The organism is Sporosarcina psychrophila (assembly GCF_001590685.1).
Taxonomy (GTDB): domain Bacteria; phylum Bacillota; class Bacilli; order Bacillales_A; family Planococcaceae; genus Sporosarcina; species Sporosarcina psychrophila.
Genome location: NZ_CP014616.1, coordinates 445,339 through 461,697, shown reverse-complemented (window position 1 = coordinate 461,697; position 16,359 = coordinate 445,339). Strand labels below are relative to the sequence as shown.

Sequence of the window (16,359 nt, the reverse complement as noted above, 5' to 3'; positions counted from 1 at the left end):
TAATTTTAAATAAATGAAAAGCCTGCAGTAGTAGATACCGCAGGCTTCCAAATTACTTATCTTCGTTAAGGATTTCAAGTGCTGCTGAGAATTCTTTATCAATCTCGGCATTTGGTTTATATGTGATATTACTAACGACAACTGTAACAATCAGGCAGAGGAGGAAACCAGGTACGATTTCATAAAGGGTGCCCGATAAAGCATCGACGTTCCCCCAAATCATAACTGTTATTGCTCCAACTATCATTCCCCACAGTGCACCTTTCGTTGTAAGTTTGCGCCAGTAAAGAGATAGCAAGATGATTGGACCAAATGCAGCTCCAAATCCAGCCCATGCAAACGATACGATTTTCAAAATGGATTCATTGTTAGGCCAAGCAAGTACCATAGCAATTACTGAAACTGCAAGGACGGCCATTCTACCTAAAAACACATAATGCTTATCCGTTGCGTCTTTTTTCATAAACGTTTTGTATAAATCTTCAACTAGCGCAGAAGAGGATACAATCAGTTGCGAAAAAATTGTACTCATAACAGCTGCAAGAACAGCCGCAAGCATGATTCCCGCAATGAATGGATGGAAGATAATCTGCCCTAGAACAATAAATACCGTTTCATTATCCACCAGTGTTGCATTCGTGTTCTGCTGATAATAAGCAATTCCGATAAGTGCAGTTGCAACTGCACCGAATAAACTCAAGAACATCCAACTAATTCCGATACGACGTGCTTTTTTCGCTTCTTTGTGCGAGTTAAGCGCCATAAAGCGGACGATGATATGCGGTTGACCGAAATAACCTAGTCCCCACGCGACTGCAGACAAAATACCTAGGAACGTTGCACCAGATACGAAATTCAGCAATTGTGGATCCACAGCACGGATACTTGTCGCAGTTTCTGTAAATCCTCCTGTGATGAAGATACCGACAATCGGCACAAGTAGGAGCGCAAAGAACATAACGATACCTTGGACAACGTCCGTGTAACTAACCGCCAAAAATCCTCCGAATAGTGTATAGAAAATAACGACACCCGAAACAATCAATAGGCCTACGTGATAGTCCAACCCGAATGAGCTAAGGAAGAACTTCCCGCCTGCAACCATTCCCGAAGACACATAAAACGTGAAGAATATTAGAATAATAATCCCTGAAGCAATACGTAAGAGACGGGATTTATCTTTCAGACGACTTTCCAAGTAACTTGGAATTGTAATGGAGTCACTTGAAACTTGTGTATACACACGTAAACGAGGTGCAACAAAGACCCAGTTCAAATATGCTCCAACTGTCAAACCGACCGCAATCCATGCTTCAACTAAACCGTTGAGATAGATTGCACCCGGCAACCCCATAAGCAACCAGCCCGACATGTCAGCAGCACCAGCACTGAGAGCGGTTACAGCCGGCCCAAGCGAACGCCCACCTAACATATAATCCGTGAGATTGGATGTGCGTTTGAATGCATACCATCCAATGAAAATCATCGCCGCCATGTATATAATAATTGCAATTAATTGATACCCTTCATTTGACATGATGAATCCTCCTTTTATTAGATTGCCTCTATCATATCACCTTTTTAATAAATAAAAATCTGTTTTTTAAAATAACCGATAGTAAATAATGTATATTGAATAGACAGAATACGACGAAGTTATTTCATTCACCTTACATTTCCCAGGAAATAATGCATATTCGACAAGCAACCTTTTTATAACACACAAAAACAGGCGGATACCCCTATGTCTAGAGGTATACACCTGTTTTTTATGAGGGCACTGAAAAAGTACGATTTCCTTCAATCCCGTTGATTTCCGGTCCGAGCGAGGTCTTCAGTTCGCGCTGTTCCCACTGGAGTCGCCGCTCTTCACTACAATCAATTAGTTCTAACTATAAAAAGAACTTTTTCAATGGTTTCGTTTTTTATTGGTATGACTTTTCTACGGACATTTCTCGCAGTTTGAACTTTTGTATTTTCCCCGAAGCAGTCATTGGATATTCTTTTATAAACTCAATGTACTTTGGTATCTTATGATGTGAAATACGCCCCTTACAAAATGCGCGTACGGACTCTTCATCAAGATTCAGGCCTTCTTTCAGAATAACCCACGCCATTAGTTCCTCACCGTATTTCGCATCTGGCACACCGACGACCTGTACGTCTGCGATATCAGGATGCGTATACAGAAATTCCTCAACCTCTTTCGGGTAAATATTTTCGCCACCACGGATGACCATATCTTTGATGCGCCCCGTAATATCGATGTAGCCATCTGCATCCATCACTGCAATATCGCCCGTATGAAGCCAACCTTCTGCATCAATCGCTTCACGTGTTGCTTCCGCATTGTTGTAATACCCTTTCATAATGTTATAACCACGCGTGCAAAGTTCCCCTGGCACGCCAACCGGCAGCTCTTCACCCGTTACAGGATCAATAATTTTGACTTCAACGTTCGGATGCGGCTTGCCTACTGTCGATACGCGTTTTCCGATTGGATCATCTGTCTTCGTCTGTGTAATGACAGGGGACGCCTCTGTCTGGCCGTAACAAATCGTAATTTCACTTGCTCCCATATCTTCAATAACACGTTTCATAACTTCAATCGGACAGACAGATCCAGCCATAATACCGGTACGAAGCGTAGATGTATCGTAGTTCTTAAAGTCAGGGTGATTCAACTCTGCGATGAACATCGTCGGCACCCCATGAAGTGCTGTACACTTCTCGTCTTGTACCGCTTGAAGTACACGCAATGGATCGAACTGTTCGAGTAAAATCATCGCTGAACCGTGCGTAACCGCCGCGAGCGTTCCTAGTACACAACCAAAACAATGGAAAAATGGAACAGGAATACAAACGCGGTCCTGCTCTGTCAGTTTCATGTAATCCCCAATTTGTTTACCGTTATTCACGACGTTATAATGTGTCAGCATGACCCCTTTAGGAAAGCCTGTTGTGCCAGAAGTATATTGAATATTAATGACATCATCGGGATCAAGCGATTGAAATTGTCCCTCAAACTGCTCATCCGTTACTTTATCAGCTTGCGCCATGAATTCCGACCATTTGTACATACCTTGTTCTTCTCGTTCCGTCATCAGGATGATTCGTTTGAAATGAGGCAGTTTGACACTTGATATAGAGCCCCTCTCACTCGTCACCAGTTCAGGACAAACCGTACGGATAATATCTATGTAACTCGTTCCTTTAAAGCTTTCATCCAGAATGAGCGTAGTTGCATCAGATTGCTTCAGCAAATATTCCAGTTCTGTAGCTTGGTAATTCGTATTTACGGTGACCAGGACTGCCCCCATCTTCCCTGTTGCATATTGGCTAAGCAGCCATTCCCTTTTATTGTCTGACCATATGGCAATGTTTTCCCCTTTTTCGATGCCCATAGCAATAAATGCTTTTGCAAGTTTGTCCGTTTCTTTATCAAATTCTTTATATGTTCTTCGAATTCCATGTTCCGGATAGACATAAGCTTCCTGGTCCGGATAAAGCTCCGCTTGTTCCCTTACAATTTGCCCCACTGTTTTACGTAGCAATGTCATGTCCATTCCCCTTTTCTGAAACAATCATATAGCAATATGTTATCACGAAGTTCAGATTATTGAAAATTAATTTCAGGTTGTAGTGTATTTGTTGTGAGGTTCCGATGGAGTGTTGTTTTCTTTTGGCGAAACGTTGCGAACACCATAAAAAATACCGTTCCACCTCTCAAGGCAGAACGGCATACTTCAATTCATTCCACAGGGAAGACGCGTCCCCGTTCGTCTTTGTAAACGACATGATGTCGTTCGAGTTTCGTTGGCGAATCCAGACCTGCCGCTGCAGCGACACGGAAAAGTCCTTCTCGCATCGTCAAAATATAATTCGTGACACGGTACTTTTTCTCTTCGACGACGAGGCCTTGCTGTAATTTCTTATCTGTCGTCGCAACGCCCGCTGGACAATCATTCGTATGACAACGGTGCGCCATAATGCAACCGACCGAGATCATAAAACCACGCGCAACCTGAACAAGATCTGCTCCCATTGCTAGAACTATTGCTGCTCGGTCCGGTGACGTAATCTTACCCGATGCAATAATTTTCACGCGGTCACGTACTTCAAATTTTCGAAGTGCATCGTCCAGAAGAATAATTGCTGACCGCAACGGTAATCCAACGCTATCAGCAAGATCCTGGTATGTAGCGCCCGAGCCGCCCTCCCCACCATCTAATGAGATAAAGTCGGGACCCATACCTGTTTCATACATGAATGACGCAAGTTCCTCTGCATCCTGTTTCCCACCGAGGACAACCTTAATACCAACCGGTTTACCCGAATGCTGACGAATTTGATCAATGAATTCAAAAAGTGTTGGGTAATCATCAAACTGGTGAAAGCGGTTTGGACTATTAATAGAGACAAACGGGACAACATTACGAATTGCCGCAATTTCTTCCGTTACCTTCGCCCCTTCAACGTGCCCACCGCGCATTTTCGCACCTTGCGCTAATTTAATTTCAAACGCTTTGACTTGCGGAATATCCGCTTTTTCACGAACCCGCTCAAAACTGAATTCGCCATCCTCCGTTCTAAATCCGAACAAACCCGAGCCAATTTGTGCAATGATATCTGCACCGCCCGCCAAGTGATGCTGGGACAGACCTCCTTCGCCGGTATTCATCCAAGCCCCTTGCGCCATGCCAATCCCTTTTGACAATGCAGTGATTGCATTTTCCCCGAGTGCCCCATAACTCATCGCGGATTGACCAAGCATGCTGCGGACATGAAATGGATGCTCACAGTTCGGACCAATGACGATTGCATCCTCTTCTGGCAACAACCAAGGCAATGTCGGAATATCTTCGCGGTGTTCTTTACGTGAGAAGAGATTATCTTCATCAACGACATAACGCATCGTATCTATAAGGTTTGAATTATCAACGCGCATTTCCTCATTTTGCTTCGTAAACATTGCGTTGCGGATATAATAACCCGATTCTTCAAAATCACGTTTCGAGCCAAAGCCGATGACACTATTCAAATATTTCCCTGGCATAACCATGTGTAGGTATTCTTCACGATTGAATGGTTCGCCATCATTATCGTCGTCAAACAGATATTGACGAAGCTCAGGACCCGTCTTCTCCATCACATAACGCATCCGCCCTAAAATCGGGAAATTCCGAAGAATCGCATGTTGCTTTTGGCTTTTGTCATAAAAGTATAGATATATGGCAATTGTAATTGGTAAGATGACTAGAAATAAAATTAACAACGCCGTGGTAATTGAAATACTTTCCGCCCAATTCATAACAACACCCCTTTGTTAAGCTTTAAAGGTAGTTTACCACTATCACAGTCTGTTAATCTTAATTAATAAAACATTTTTTGGAGGGATTCCATGGTTATCGACTTATTATCTGCCCACGCATCTGTGCGAAAATATAAAGACATTACACTATCAAAAGAAGAAGTACTTGAACTCATTCGGGCTGGGCAGCATGCCGCAAGTTCGCACTTTGTCCAAGCATACTCTGTCATTTATGTAACGGATGCTGAAAAACGTAAGAAACTAGCGGAACTCGCGAAGAACCCGCAACAGATTTTATCAGCTGGCGCCGTTTTGGTCTTCTGCGCGGACTATTGTCGATTGAAAAAGGCAGCTAACTTAGTCGGAAAAGACATCGATTTCTCCTCTGCTGAAAGTGTCCTTGTCGGCTCCATCGACGTTGCTTTATTCGCCCAAAATGTAGCGATCGCGGCCGAATCAAAAGGTTATGGCATCTGTTATATCGGAGGGGTTCGTAATGCACCTGAGGAAATAAGCGAATTGCTATCGCTTCCCAACGGTGTTGCTCCACTATTTGCCATGACAATTGGCGTTCCTGACGAAGCGAATGAAGTGAAACCGCGCTTACCGGTAGAAGCAATTATTCACGAAAACAGCTACAATACCGATAAATACGACGAACTTATCCCTAAGTATGATGAAACAATGAACGACTATTATTTAAGCCGTGGCTCAAACCGTAAAGACGCCGCCTGGTCCGATTCCATGGCAGACTTTTTAGAAGTCCCTCGTCGAACGCATATGAAAGATTTTTTGAAGAAACAGGGATTTGAGTTTAACTAGGAGTGATGACAATGCAATTTGAGGAATTAGTGGACGAATTAACACGACGGATAACAGACGGGTCTTTCATTGGCGGGACAATCAGCCAATCCCGCACAAAAACAGATGAATTAAAACGGGTGAAAGTGAAACCTGTGGAAATAAAAGGACAGCTGCATATTCAATTTGAATACCAGTACGAAAGAGTGCTGAACCATGAAAATGTTACCCCTGATTCATTGCGAGCACATTTACAACAACTACTCGAGCGTTTCAGACAACTACACGCTGAGTTTTCGGATGAAAAAGTCCAGGTTCAGCTGACGAAAAAGTTTAAAGTAATGTGGAAGTCTGAAAAAGGAGCATCTGAAAAAGTAGTTGACCTTTCACACAACCGCAAGAAAAATTATTTATTGGATGAAAATACTCCCTATCCATTTCTAGTACGACTTGGCGTCCAAACGCCCGACGGCAAAGTGAAAAAACAAAAGCACGACAAGTTTAGGCAAATTAACCGGTTCGTCGAATTCATCGACGATTCTCTTGCGCACTTACCGAAAGATCGAACTGTACGTATTCTTGATTTCGGTTCCGGTAAATCATATTTAACATTTGCGCTCTATCATTATTTACGTATCGAAAAAGGACTGGATATCAAGGTAACTGGGCTTGATTTGAAAAAAGAAGTGATTGAGGAATGTAACACCATTGCGAAGGATCTTGGTTACGATAATCTTGAATTTCTAGTAGGAGATATCAATGATTATAATGACGAAACGTCAGTTGACATGGTCGTCACCTTACATGCATGCGATGTTGCAACAGATATGGCGCTTGCCCGTGCGGTGAAATGGGGAGCGAAAGTCATTTTGAGCGTTCCATGTTGCCAGCACGAACTATTCTCGCAGGTTAATTCCCCCGCGCTCGACGTTATGCTTCAACACGGACTCATCAAAGAACGGTTCTCAGCACTTGCTACTGATTCCATTCGTGCCGAGCTGTTATCACTCGTGGGTTACGAGGCTCAGTTACTCGAATTCATCGACATGGAGCACACACCCAAAAACATTTTGATTCGAGCTTATCAGACCGGACGAGAAGCTTCTGCTGATGAAGTGAAACGGTACACTGAATTTAGGAAGCTGTTGAATGCAGATCCTTTTTTAGAGAAAGAACTGGGCGATTTATTGAATATATGATTAAAGCCATCCACATTTGCCTCATGCGAATGTGGATGGCTTTTTCAATTTAAAGAATCACATGTTATCATTTAGAATAATTAGATTTAGTGATTAAAAGGAGACAACAACATGCCGATATATAATAAATTAGTACGCGACCGTATTCCCGAAATCATCGAAAAGTCCGGTCTGATTTGCAATACACGCCTTTTGAATGAAGACGAATACATTAACGAAATCAACAAAAAAATGCACGAAGAACTGGAGGAATACGAATCCACCGAGACGACAGATGACGCCATCGAAGAACTTGCGGATTTGTTGGAGCTCATCCATGCAGCCGTTTCATATTACGGGGTATCATTTGAAGATTTAGAAAAGGTAAGAGTAGAAAAGGCTGAGAAACGCGGCGGATTCGAAGAGCAGATTTTCCTTATGGATGTTGAAGAAGACTGATACCCGATGGTTCACCCTACTTAATAATGCAATGCTGTCCGCGACATTAAGTTCGCGGACTTCTTCCCTTACGAAACTTCCCATCCACACTTATTTCCCCAATGATACATCCAAAAACACATAGTCATCCCGTTTATGCTGCCCTGAAAAAACGACCGGGACCCGTTCACTAAAAATCGGTCCGTCTACAACCACAGTGTGAAATTCTCCAGATTCCCCGCATGAATCAATGCCGAGCGCATCGAGTTCATCCATCAGTTCGATAGTAAATTTACGGCCTATGAAGTGGGCAGGCATCATTGTTGTATTGACGACAACGATGTATGCCTCGAATCCGCCCTCTATAAACTCATCCAATATCTTGCGACGCGGCTCCATCCATAATGGATGAACTGCTTTCATATTGACTTTCGCACATGTTTCTTGAACCCACTCCAAATGGTCTTCAAGATCGATATCCCCGAAAACCCCGTGGCTGATGCCTGACTCAACACATTCTTTCATCGCGTCTAAAAATTGCTCTTCATACCCTTTCCAGCTTGCTCCCCGTATCATTAAAGGGACGCCGATCCTTTCAGCTTGGGCTGCTACGACTTCAAAAGGCAGCGCATGTGATTTTGACCGTTCTTCATCCTCTTCAAACATTGTCCATAACCGTTTCGGAATGCCACCCGCTTTCATTGCGCGGTAATAAGCCATCGCAGAATCTTTTCCGCCGCTCCATGATGCAACAAATAATATATCCTCCATCTTGATTTCTCCTCCGTATAGCAGATTTTTTTGTTTTTAAGCATCAGTACTTCTCTCTCAAGATCAGCAATTTTTTCGCAGTGCTTTTCAAGATCCGAAAACTCCCTTGCAAAAAAGAAATAAAACTTTAAAGAACTATAAATCCTCCTAGAAACACAATACTAAAATCTACATTATCGCCACGGCCTACACCCTTACGTTATATTTATTTTACCATGAATTTTCCAATGTTTCGTAAAGGATTCTTTTAATTGATTTTTTTCAGCGAATGAAAACATAAAACTTTTCAGACATGTACCCCGTCAAATAACTATAACGTGTTCGCGACATGTTGGAAATTGGAGAAGGTGAATCTTTTGTCATGACAAAAAATGAGAAGTTTGAGCTTGTAGAAAAATTTATAGTAGAGAATCGTGAAGCCCATTATCGCCTTGCATACAGCTATGTTAGAAATAAAGAAAATGCACTTGATATTGTACAAGATGCCATTTTAAAAGCCCTCAATTCAATTGATCGACTTGAAGAGATTTCCTATTTGAAAACTTGGTTCTACCGGATCATCGTTAATACATCCATTGATTTCATCCGAAAACATCAGCGTATTACAGTGATGGATGATGACATTCTCGGCATTCATTTGCCACAGTTAGAGGATGACATTATCGACATGGACTTACATGATGCCATTGACCAGTTGCCTCCTAAATACAGATCTCTTATTATTCTTAGATTTTTCGAGGATTTGAAAATTGATGAAATCGCTGTAGTGATGGATGAAAATGTGAATACGATTAAAACAAGATTATATGCAGCATTAAAAAAGTTACGCATTGAAGTTGGGGAGGAATTCAGGTTATGAAAGAATTGAAAAAGTTGAAAAAGAACTATGACGAAACAGAGATTCCGTCTGAGTTGGAAGACGTCGTAAAAGCTTCGATTCGTCGAGCAAAAGCGTCACAGAAAAGACGTCCATTTCTAAAACAATGGACGATTGGAGCCGCCGCTGCTGCTGCTCTATTCATCGGTAGTATAAATGTCAGTCCATCCTTCGCACAGGCAATGGCAAATGTTCCGCTTCTTGGGGCGATTGTGGATGTATTTACCGCACAACAATTGACTGTCGATGAAAAAACGTACCAAGCAAATGTCGCCACACCAGCAATTGAAGGATTGACTGATGAAGGACTGCAAGCTTCTCTGAATGAGAAATACCTTGAGGAAAACAAATTACTTTTCGAACAGTTCCAACAAGAGGCCGCGGAATTGGAAAAGGCAGGTGGCGGTCATCTTGGCATCGACACTGGCTACGAAGTGAAAACAGATACTGACCAGCTTCTATCGATTGCTCGCTATGAGGTGAATACGGTCGGATCCTCTTCAACAACAATGAAGTACGACACAATTGATAAGCAGAACAACGTGTTAATCACATTGCCAAGTCTTTTTAAAGATGACAAATACGTCGATGCTATTAGCTCATATTTAGTAAGTGAAATGGAGCGACAAATGGCAGCAGATGAAGAGGTCTCTTACTTTTTGAATAGCGAATTTTTCGATGACTTCAAAACAATCCAAGCCGATCAGTCATTCTATATTACAGCTGATAATAAGCTTGTCATTTCATTCGATAAATATGAAATTGCACCTGGTTATATGGGTGTCGTGACGTTTGAAATTCCGTCAGAAATTTTGAGTGATTTACTGGTCAGTGACACATACATTAACTAATCCCTTTCCTATATAAAAAAGCAGACACTTTCGCGTGTCTGCTTTTTATAATTCAATTATGCTGGCATCGGCGTTTTTGTTGGTTCTGCGTAGCCTTCTTTATAATTTTCATCGATGAATTCACGGATTTCTTTTAACGATTTACCTTCTTGCTTCATCATTACAGATTGCACGGCGATATCCAGACAAACTTGGCAACGTGTGCCATGGTCATCCCAGACAACAGAACCGTCTTCACGAACTTCGTCGATGAAACAATTCAAGTTACTGTCATGACCTGCGCTTTCACCACACCCACAATAGCAAGGCATCCACTCAATAATATCCGTTGCAGTTCCCGCCATTTGATAGACAAGACGCATATCCTCCGACTTGTCATCTAGGAACGACGGTAAAATATCAGCAGAAGCTGTTACTTCTTGCAAGTCACCGTTTGGTACATGCTGCTGTTCCCCATGTGCCATGTCATGTTCTTTCTCACTTGGCTGCGCTTTTTCTCCGCATGCTGAAAGGACAAGAACTGCTGCAAGCAAGATAAATATCCATTTCTTTTTCATATACTGCCCACCCCTTATTCGCGTAGTTGTCCTTTCATCATAACCCAAAACAACACGTTTATAAGTTACAGTTTGATGGACAATAAAGTTAATCTTCAATCAGAGGGGTCTTACTGCCCGTTAATGAGGGATCAAACACGACGGTGATTAGCCTCTTGCTTAATCCAATGCCTGATACCCTTCCCGGCATACGGCTCATCCGCAAATCTCGGAATCACATGTAAATGCGCGTGCGAAATCGATTGCCCGCCTGTTTTTCCCGTATTCCAACCAACCGAATAACCATCGTGCCCGTACCGCTCTTCCAAATAAGCTTTCACTTTCATTAGCAGTTCCTGTGTATCAATCCATTCCTGCGCGGTTAATGAAAATACATCGACTGCATGCCGTTTCGGAACGATGAGCCCGCTCCCTTCCAACACAGTTTGCTCGGAAGGCTTTTGAATATAAGCGCATGTCGCATTTTCAAAGATAATTTGTTGCTCAGGATCCGCTAGCAAATTGCAATATGGACACTCTTTTTCGTACATACTGAAGTCGACTCCTTATTTCCCAATCATTTTTGAAGGAACGACATACTCGTCAAATTGTTCTTCTGTCAGCAAGCCCGATTTAAGTGCCGCCTCTTTTAGCGTTGTTCCTTCCGCATGTGCTGTTTTCGCGATTTTCGCTGCATTTTCGTAACCGATATAAGGATTAAGTGCCGTCACAAGCATAAGTGAGTTTTGAACTTTACGATCAATTTCTTCACGATTTGGTTCAATTCCAACTGCACAGTTATCGTTGAAACTGATCATCGCATCGCTCAACAACGTCACGGATTGAAGGAAGTTGAATATGATAACCGGTTTGAAGACGTTCAGTTCGAAGTTCCCCTGGCTCGCTGCGAAACCGATTGTTGCGTCATTCCCCATCACTTGTGCGACAACCATCGTCAATGCTTCACTTTGAGTCGGGTTCACTTTTCCAGGCATGATGGAACTGCCTGGTTCGTTCTCAGGAATTGTAATTTCACCAATACCTGAACGTGGTCCACTAGCCAACCAGCGCACATCATTCGCAATTTTCATTAGGTCTGCTGCAAGTGCTTTGATAGCGCCATGAACGTAAACAATTTCATCATAGCTCGTAAGTGAATGGAATTTATTTACCGCAGACGTAAATTCGATTCCTACTGCTGTGCTGATTTCAGTAGCAACACGGTCCCCAAATCCTGCAGGTGCGTTAAGTCCTGTACCAACAGCTGTTCCACCGATTGCAAGTTCTTTCATCGACTCGACGCTGTCCGTAATCATTTTTTCTGTTTTCTCGAGCATCCGGTGCCAACCGCTAATTTCCTGGCCAAGCGTTAAAGGTGTCGCGTCTTGTAAATGCGTACGGCCGATTTTAATGATATCCATGAACTCTTCGGACTTCTTGTTAAGTGTTTCTTTCAATACACCAATTGCCGGTACGAGTTGTTGTTGTACTGCCACGACGCCTGCAACATGCAACGCTGTAGGGAATGTGTCGTTTGAACTTTGTGATTTATTGACATCATCGTTCGGATGAAGGCGTTCTTCCTCGCCCCACTCTTCAAGAAGTTGATTTCCACGGTGTGCAAGCACTTCGTTCATATTCATGTTTGACTGCGTACCGCTTCCTGTTTGCCAAACGACAAGTGGGAAATGATCATCCAGTTTGCCAGAGACTACTTCATCCGCCGCTGCAGAGATAGCCTTCATTTTTGCTTCTGAGATAGCACCGTGTGCATGGCTCGCGATTGCTGCAGATTTTTTCAAATGGGCAAATGCACGAATAACACCAATTGGCATTTTTTCTCCGCCAATTTTAAAATTTTGTTTACTGCGTTGCGTTTGCGCTCCCCATAGCTTGTCCGCAGGTACTTTAATTTCACCAAATGTGTCGTGTTCAATACGATAATCCATCATTCATCCCTCTTTCAATTGTAAGTATTTCCATTATCGCTGATTGGCACCTTTTTTTCATCCGCCCAGTCTCGGATAAATGCTTTTTGCCTAGGGTTTAGGTTCGTCGGCAATTCATCTTTTCCGAAAAAACGATGTGCTTTGCTTTCTGTACCGCCCTGTTTTAGTTCACCCAAATAGTTTTCTGTTTGAAAAATAACTTGCACGCTATATACTTGATCACCATTCGGATACGTCACAAAACAGGCCTCTCCGGAATAAAGACCAAATAGCTTAAGCCCCTCCACATGCAGTCCCGTTTCTTCATATGTCTCCCTTTTCGCCGTTTCTTCAAACGTTTCCCCAAGCTCCATCACACCACCAGGAATACACCAATTGTCCTCATCTGTGCGGTGTTGAAGCAAGATTTTATCTTCATTTGTAATGATGACGCCGCAACCCACCGTTAGTAGTGATTCCTTACCAATCATTTTCCTCATCGTTTGAATGTAATCCATAGCATTCCCCCCTTTTTTTATATAGAAAAGACCCAGTTTCCCGAGTCTTTTTCCATTCTTCATTTCCAATTGAATTGGTTTTTCTTTAATATCTCTATAAATGCATCGACTACTTTAGGGTTAAATTGTGTCCCTCTTCCGCCCTCTAGTTCTTTCACAGCTTCTTGTATAGAAAGGGCCTTCTTATACACTCGATCGGTTGTCATTGCATCAAATGCATCAACGACCGATACGATGGCGGATTCTAGCGCAATTTCATCACCTTTGAGACCATACGGATAGCCTTTTCCGTCGTGTCTTTCATGATGTTGTTCGACAATGAATGCAGTATCTGCTAGCCATTCGACAGCATGCTCACGCATAATCTTTGCACCTTCTGTCGTATGAGTCTTCATAATTTCCCACTCTTCAGCTGTCAGTTTCCCAGGCTTATTAAGAATTTCTAGCGGGACAACGCGCTTGCCGACATCATGAAAATAGGCGCCCCATCTCAAAGTGCTAAGGCTTTCTGTTGGGAGTTCCAACTGTTTCCACACTTCGATTGAATAATCCTTAATTCGGTTGCAGTGCATATAAGTATAGCCAACGACCGATGCAATCGCATCCGCCTCTTCTTGGAGGATTTGTGTTTCGAAAAATCTGTACTCAAAACTTTCAGCTTCCATTTTAATTAAAATATCTGCTTCCGTTTTCCCATAAAACGAAATAATATGTTCATAATTCGATGCTTCAATTGTCTCACCGATTTCCAATAGACGGCGCTTTCCTTCGTATTCCATTTCTACGACCCCGTTAAGAAGCTTGTAGGACTCTATGAAGGCGTCTTCGGCATCGTATTGGACCCAAAATGAGCCATTCTTGTGCAATGAATAAAGCGCATTTGACAATCCGTTCCATCTTCCGAGCAATACGACATCCGCATAACCGAGATGAAGTACCGGATATCCTTCGCTAGTTTGATTGCTATACGACTGGTTTAAAATAGTGTACATAAGCGTACTCCTAGGGTTAAGGCATATGATCATCAAAGCATGTCTGAATATTACCATTATAACAAGGCACGCCAACGTTTCATACACCTTTACTCGATTGATGCAAAAATATGTCGATTAGAGTTCCTGCCTCAACGCATTGATGACATCAATTTTCGTCGCTTTACGCGCTGGTCGCCACCCTGAAATCATTGCGACGCCTATGCTGATCGTAGAAGCGATAACCACAAGTTGCCATGGAATAACGGAGAACGTAACAGTCATATCTCCAAAATCTTCTTCACCGAGCGCCGCCGTAACAATTATTGGCAGCACATAATTCGACACAATGCTCACCCCATAGGAAATAACAACTGCAAGAACCGTCCCAACTATACCAATCCACGCACTTTCCATCAGGAATAGTCGTTGGATTAATTTCGGATCTGCCCCGATTGCTTTCATAACTCCGATTTCACGCGTCCGCTCTGTCACAGCCATTGTCATCGTGTTAAATATTCCGATAGATGCAATTAAGATCGCAATTGTCCCAACGAATACAAGTCCAGCTTTCAACGCTAGGAAAAAGACATCTAATTGATCAAGTTCTTCGGATATGGAATACACACTATATCCATCGTCTTTTAATGCAGTAGAGATTGCTTTCACATTTTCTAATTTATCCGCATAGACGTTTACATTGCCATAAAATAATTGCTGTGCGTCTGTATTATCATCCACTGGCTTGTCTACATGTGCATAATAGATTTTTTCTAAATCTGGAATAATAGATGCGTCAGCGTATATTTTTTGATCCTGCTCCCAATCTTTCGCAGGTTTCTTTCCGATTCCCACTATCGTGAGCATCATTTTATCCTCAATCATTTCACCTTCATCGTCACCGATTTGATAGTTGAACTGTTCTCCAATCAATTTTCCGTCATATGTAGTAAATTCACCATCTTCATTTTCATCTTGTTGATTCATCAAGGACTCTGCGAAATTGCTTCCCACGACGACTTCGTTCACTTTTTCAGGTAAACGTCCTTCCTGAAGCTCGAAATTCGCTTTCTTTTCTTCTGTAAAATCCGTCACAACGAGTTGACTATTCCCAGTGAAATCACCAATTGAAGACTGCTGTTCTGCCCCTAAGTTTTGGCGGAATACAACTGCTTTTACATGATCCCGTTTCTTCAGCTCTACAACTTTCTCTTCATCCATCTCACTTGAGAACACTTCAATTTGTGTCACAAGTCGGTTCGATAAGACCTCTCCCCGAATCGTTTCGTGTAGGCCGAATCCAACGGACGCGAGCACAATTAAAAAGGCTGTTCCCATCGTGGCCGCAAGCACGGTCATAAAAACACGCATTTTATTTTTCTTGATATGTTGCCCTACGAAACTAATCTGGTCCTTAAATTGCATGCTGTGCACCGCCTTCCGTTAATACGCCGTCATGCATTCTGTATACGCGATTCGCTGTTTGTGCCACTTCATCGTCGTGTGTAATGATGACGAATGTGATGCCCCGTGTTTTATTGAGCGACTGGATAAGCAAAAGAACGTCCTGTTCTGTTTCCGAGTCGAGACTACCTGTCGGCTCATCGGCGAAAATGATTGGCGGATCCGTTATAAGCGCACGCGCAATACTGACTCGCTGTTGCTGACCTCCCGATAATTCATTTGGATAATGGTCTTGCACATCCGTGAGTCCAACGCTCTGCATCAGGTCTTTTACTTTCTTCTGTCGCCCACTTTTGTTGATGCCCTTTAATGTCAGTGGCAGTTCAACATTTTCAAATGCTGTCAATCCAGGCATGAGTTGAAAGTTTTGAAAGACGAAACCGAAATGATCTAATCGAAACTTCGCACTTTCCACCTCGTTGAATGCAGAGGTCTGAATGCCTTGCACACTGATTTCTCCACTTTCAGGCGTTAGGAATCCTGCCATAATATGAAGAAGCGTTGATTTACCCGAACCACTTTTGCCAACAATCGATACAATTTCACCCTCCGCAACATCAAACGTTAACCCCTTCAACACCGGAACTCGCTTTTCTTTACCTTTCTTGCCGATTTTGAATGAATGATTTAAATTTTGCACACTAATCATCTGTTCCCCTCCAACTTTCTTTATTTCCTTCATTATATAGGGAGAATCTTAAGGGTTTGTAAGGAT

16 protein-coding genes are annotated in these 16,359 nt (G+C 42.6%); 5 read left to right on the top strand and 11 right to left on the bottom strand.

Annotated features, from left to right (window positions below; genetic code table 11):
* Nucleotides 1-52 precede the first annotated feature (52 nt).
* The 3 genes from putP to AZE41_RS02210 all read right to left on the bottom strand — a co-directional run bounded on the left by putP (nucleotide 53) and on the right by AZE41_RS02210 (nucleotide 5,311).
* Nucleotides 53-1,537, bottom strand: coding sequence for a sodium/proline symporter PutP (gene putP, locus AZE41_RS02220; protein ID WP_067205118.1), 1,485 nt, complete (start codon nucleotides 1,535-1,537; stop codon nucleotides 53-55).
* 388 nt (nucleotides 1,538-1,925) lie between these two features.
* On the bottom strand, nucleotides 1,926-3,560 hold the full coding sequence (locus AZE41_RS02215; RefSeq protein WP_067205116.1) for an AMP-binding protein: 1,635 nt from the start codon (nucleotides 3,558-3,560) through the stop codon (nucleotides 1,926-1,928).
* A gap of 191 nt (nucleotides 3,561-3,751) precedes the next feature.
* Nucleotides 3,752-5,311 (bottom strand): FMN-binding glutamate synthase family protein, encoded by a 1,560-nt coding sequence (locus tag AZE41_RS02210; RefSeq protein ID WP_067205114.1) that lies wholly within the window; start codon nucleotides 5,309-5,311, stop codon nucleotides 3,752-3,754.
* Between the two features lie 90 nt (nucleotides 5,312-5,401).
* Between AZE41_RS02210 and nfsA the strand changes: the two genes are divergently transcribed.
* From nfsA to AZE41_RS02195, 3 genes are all read left to right on the top strand, one after another.
* A complete protein-coding gene (nfsA, locus tag AZE41_RS02205; RefSeq protein ID WP_067205112.1) occupies nucleotides 5,402-6,133 on the top strand; it encodes an oxygen-insensitive NADPH nitroreductase in 732 nt (243 codons plus the stop codon).
* 11 nt (nucleotides 6,134-6,144) lie between these two features.
* Nucleotides 6,145-7,311, top strand: coding sequence for a class I SAM-dependent methyltransferase (locus AZE41_RS02200; protein WP_067205109.1), 1,167 nt, complete (start codon nucleotides 6,145-6,147; stop codon nucleotides 7,309-7,311).
* A gap of 111 nt (nucleotides 7,312-7,422) precedes the next feature.
* A complete protein-coding gene (locus AZE41_RS02195) occupies nucleotides 7,423-7,749 on the top strand; it encodes a nucleoside triphosphate pyrophosphohydrolase (RefSeq protein WP_067205106.1) in 327 nt (108 codons plus the stop codon).
* A gap of 90 nt (nucleotides 7,750-7,839) precedes the next feature.
* Here the strand turns inward: AZE41_RS02195 and AZE41_RS02190 are convergent, their stop codons facing one another.
* Nucleotides 7,840-8,499 carry a Dph6-related ATP pyrophosphatase gene (locus tag AZE41_RS02190; protein WP_067205105.1) on the bottom strand — a complete coding sequence of 220 codons (660 nt, stop codon included), beginning with the start codon at nucleotides 8,497-8,499 and terminating at the stop codon, nucleotides 7,840-7,842.
* Nucleotides 8,500-8,860: 361 nt separating this feature from the next.
* Between AZE41_RS02190 and AZE41_RS02185 the strand changes: the two genes are divergently transcribed.
* Both AZE41_RS02185 and rsiV read left to right on the top strand, forming a co-directional pair.
* On the top strand, nucleotides 8,861-9,358 hold the full coding sequence (locus tag AZE41_RS02185) for an RNA polymerase sigma factor SigV (protein WP_067213807.1): 498 nt from the start codon (nucleotides 8,861-8,863) through the stop codon (nucleotides 9,356-9,358).
* Nucleotides 9,355-10,227, top strand: a complete 873-nt coding sequence (gene rsiV / locus AZE41_RS02180) for an anti-sigma-V factor RsiV (protein WP_067205103.1) — start codon at nucleotides 9,355-9,357, stop codon at nucleotides 10,225-10,227. The genes AZE41_RS02185 and rsiV overlap by 4 nt, the downstream gene beginning before the upstream one ends.
* A gap of 56 nt (nucleotides 10,228-10,283) precedes the next feature.
* On the opposite strand, the gene AZE41_RS02175 is transcribed toward rsiV, so the two are convergent.
* The 7 genes from AZE41_RS02175 to AZE41_RS02145 form a co-directional block, all read right to left on the bottom strand.
* The gene (locus AZE41_RS02175) at nucleotides 10,284-10,784 is read right to left on the bottom strand and encodes a PCYCGC motif-containing (lipo)protein (protein WP_067205100.1); all 501 of its coding nucleotides are present in this window, start codon (nucleotides 10,782-10,784) and stop codon (nucleotides 10,284-10,286) included.
* Between the two features lie 131 nt (nucleotides 10,785-10,915).
* On the bottom strand, nucleotides 10,916-11,314 hold the full coding sequence (locus AZE41_RS02170; protein ID WP_067205097.1) for an HIT family protein: 399 nt from the start codon (nucleotides 11,312-11,314) through the stop codon (nucleotides 10,916-10,918).
* Nucleotides 11,315-11,329: 15 nt separating this feature from the next.
* On the bottom strand, nucleotides 11,330-12,712 hold the full coding sequence (fumC, locus tag AZE41_RS02165; protein WP_067205095.1) for a class II fumarate hydratase: 1,383 nt from the start codon (nucleotides 12,710-12,712) through the stop codon (nucleotides 11,330-11,332).
* 14 nt (nucleotides 12,713-12,726) lie between these two features.
* Nucleotides 12,727-13,209, bottom strand: a complete 483-nt coding sequence (locus AZE41_RS02160; protein ID WP_067205094.1) for an NUDIX hydrolase — start codon at nucleotides 13,207-13,209, stop codon at nucleotides 12,727-12,729.
* Between the two features lie 59 nt (nucleotides 13,210-13,268).
* Nucleotides 13,269-14,201, bottom strand: coding sequence for an HD-GYP domain-containing protein (locus AZE41_RS02155; protein WP_067205090.1), 933 nt, complete (start codon nucleotides 14,199-14,201; stop codon nucleotides 13,269-13,271).
* A 117-nt stretch (nucleotides 14,202-14,318) separates the two neighbouring features.
* Nucleotides 14,319-15,605: an ABC transporter permease gene (locus tag AZE41_RS02150; RefSeq protein WP_067205088.1), complete on the bottom strand. Its 1,287-nt coding sequence runs from the start codon at nucleotides 15,603-15,605 to the stop codon at nucleotides 14,319-14,321.
* Nucleotides 15,595-16,293: an ABC transporter ATP-binding protein gene (locus tag AZE41_RS02145; protein ID WP_067205086.1), complete on the bottom strand. Its 699-nt coding sequence runs from the start codon at nucleotides 16,291-16,293 to the stop codon at nucleotides 15,595-15,597. Before AZE41_RS02145 ends, AZE41_RS02150 begins: the two co-directional genes overlap by 11 nt.
* Between the last annotated feature and the right edge of the window lie 66 nt (nucleotides 16,294-16,359).